Here is a 3,388-nt window from a genome sequence, read left to right on the forward strand (position 1 = left end):
GTTCCAAAACTTCCAAAAGAGATAGAGGGTCTAAAAGAGATTTCTCTTAATCTTTGGTGGACATGGAATGCACGCGGACGCAATCTTTTTAAAGTGCTCAATCCTTACCTTTGGAAAGAGACACGCCATAATCCCATAGCAATGCTCAAAAGTATGTCTCAAAAAGAGCTCAATGAAGCATCTAAAAATGAGCTTTTTATGCGTGAGTATGAGTATGTCTATAAAACTTTTACGGCGTATATGAACGACAAAAATATCTATGCAGATGAGCCTTTGCCCATCGCATACTTTTGTGCCGAGTATGGACTTCATCACTCTGTACCTATCTATTCGGGTGGTTTGGGATTTTTAGCAGGTGATATTTTAAAAGAGTCAAGCGATATGGGACTGCCGATGGTGGGCATTGGTTTTATGTATCCACAAGGTTATGTCCGCCAAGTCATAGGAACTGATGGTTGGCAAAATGGTGCCGAGGAGCCAATAGAGAAAGATGTAGCTCCTATTGAGCGGGTTTTAGACAAAGATGGACAACATTTTACCATTGAGGTTCCATTCATTGACCCGCCTATATTTGCAAGTGTTTGGAAAATAAATGTCGGTCGTGTCACACTCTATCTGCTTGATACAGACATAGAAAAAAATGACCCGTGGGATAGACAAATATCTTCACGCCTTTATACTTCTGACATCAACCAAAGACTGCGTCAGCAGATTGTCCTTGGAATCGGTGGATACAGGGTGCTTGAAGAGCTGGGCATCGAGTACTCCATCTTGCATCTCAATGAAGGACATCCTGCTTTTGCGCTTTTTGAGCGCGTACGCAGTTTTATGCAAGACGAGGGTCTCTCTCTTGATGATGCTGTAGCAAAGGTTAAGCAAACCTCTGTTTTTACAACGCATACACCACTCCAAGCTGCAACAGATGTCTATAACTTCGAGATGATAACTGCTGCGTTTAAAGATTACTGGGAAGCACTTGGTATGAGCAAAGAGGAGTTTATGAGCTTTGGCATCAATCCTGATAAGCAAAGCGAAGGCTTTAATATGACCGTTTTTGGTCTTAATATGTGCAATAATCGAAACGCAGTAAGTAAAAAACATTGTGAAGTGGCAACTAATATCTGGTCACATGTACTCCCTGAGTCGAAGCAGAACAAGCCTGCTATGGATTATGTCACAAACGGTGTTCATGTTCCAACTTGGCTGGGAGATGAACTCTCTGACATTATCGACACCTCTGTGGGAGAGAGTTGGAAACTGCTCCAAGACAGCGAAGCTTGTTGGAGCTTTATAAATGAGATAAGCAATACAAAACTCTGGAAAATCTCGCAAAATGCTAAAGTTTTAATGGTCAATTATATCCGAGACAGAGTACGCGTAAAATATGCAAAAGAGGGAATTGACCCTGTTGTTGCAATGGCTGAGGGTGTACTGCTTGATCCTGATGTCTTGACTATTGGTTTTGCCCGCAGGATGGCAGAGTATAAACGACCTGACTTGATACTCACAGACATAGAGCGACTTGAGAAGATTATAACAAACAGAGACCGACCGGTACAAATAATATTTGCAGGAAAAGCACATCCTGCAGATATAGCAGGTAAAAAAATACTCCAGCACATTTTTAAAACAGCACAGGAGTCTCGTTTTGGTGGGCGTATTGCTTTTGTGGAAGATTATGGAGAAAATGTTGCCAAATATCTGCTCCACGGTGTCGACGTCTGGCTCAACAATCCACAAATTCCAATGGAAGCCTGCGGCACAAGCGGCATGAAAGCTTCACTCAACGGTACGCTGCATCTCTCCTCTTTAGATGGTTGGTGGCCTGAGGGTTACAACGGTAAAAACGGCTGGGCATTTGGAGATGAGCCTTCAAATACAAAAGAGGATTCAGATGCTTTATATGATTTGATAGAAAAAGAGATAGTGCCACTCTATTATGACATAGACAACAGCGGTGTACCGACACAGTGGATAGAGAAGATGAAAGCAGCAATGACGAGCGTTACACCTGCGTTTAGTGCAAGACGAATGATGAAAGATTATTTGAGCAAATTTTATATTCCAATATCAATGGATTTACAAAAAAAATAAAATAACAGAGGGAAGAGATATGCGTAGTCCTTTAGCAGGAAAGCCAGTACCAAAAGAGGAACTTATAAATGTAGAACTTTTGACAAGTGCCTACTATGAGTTAATGCCCGATGTGACTCAAGAGAGCCAGAAAGTTAGCTTTGGAACTTCTGGACATCGAGGAAGTGCCTTAAAAAAAAGTTTTAATGAAGCCCATGTAATGGCAATTACACAGGCAGTTTGTGAGTATAAAAAAGAGCTAGGCTATGAAGATCTACTCTATATCGGTAAAGACACCCATGCACTCTCTGCCCCTGCACAAATAACAGCACTCCGTGTTTGTTGTGCAAATGAAGTAAAAGTAGCCATCTCTTTGGATGATGATTATACCCCTACACCTCTGGTCTCTTTTGCTATTTTAGAGCATAACAAAGCAGGCAATGCACAAGCAGACGGCATTGTTATCACACCTTCACATAACCCTCCGCAGGACGGCGGATTTAAGTACAATCCACCAAATGGAGGACCGGCAGATACAGATGTCACAACCATCATAGAAAAAAGAGCCAATGAGATACTGCAAAATAGTCTCAAAGATGTAAAAATCATCAGCTATGAAGAAGCTCTTGGCTCTTCTTTTGTCACAGAGTATGATTTTATAACACCTTATGTAAAAGCTCTTGGCGAAATCGTAGATATGCAAGCTATTCAAAATTCTGGCTTAAAAATGGCAGCTGACCCGCTTGGCGGTTCATCTATTCCTATTTATAAAAAGATACAATCTTATTATAATCTTGATATGGAAATCATCCACCCCTACGCCGATGCCACTTTTTCGTTTATGACACTCGATCATGATGGCAAAATTCGTATGGACTGCTCTTCACCTGATGCTATGGCTTCACTTCTGAAACTTAAAAATAACTATGATTTGGCATTTGCCAATGATACCGATGCAGACAGACACGGTATAGTCACACCAAAAGGTGGGCTGATGAACCCTAACCATTACCTGAGTGTTGCTATTTGGTATCTTTTTAAACACAGAAAGAATTTCACAGCAGATTTAAAAATAGGAAAAACACTCGTCTCAAGCTCTATGATAGACAGAATTGCCAAAAGTATTAATCGCGAGGTCTATGAAGTACCTGTTGGCTTTAAATGGTTTGTAGATGGACTCTATGAGGGCTGGCTTGGTTTTGGTGGTGAAGAGAGTGCGGGAGCTTCGTATCTTCGCCGTGACGCGACTGTCTGGAGTACCGATAAAGATGGAATGATTATGACACTTTTAGCTGCTGAGATTATGGCAGTAACG

Annotated in this window: 2 protein-coding genes; both read left to right on the forward strand. The window is 41.4% G+C overall.

Translation table 11 applies throughout. From position 1 onward, the window contains the following. Window positions 1-2,094: alpha-glucan family phosphorylase (gene glgP, locus MV589_RS09740; RefSeq protein ID WP_297434370.1), on the forward strand; the 2,094-nt coding region annotated here is incomplete at its 5' end. Between the two features lie 19 nt (window positions 2,095-2,113). Then, on the forward strand, window positions 2,114-3,388 hold a 1,275-nt coding region (locus MV589_RS09745; protein WP_297434372.1), incomplete at its 3' end, for a phosphohexomutase domain-containing protein.

Source organism: Sulfurimonas sp. (genome assembly GCF_026991475.1).
In the GTDB taxonomy this organism is placed as follows: Bacteria; Campylobacterota; Campylobacteria; order Campylobacterales; family Sulfurimonadaceae; genus Sulfurimonas.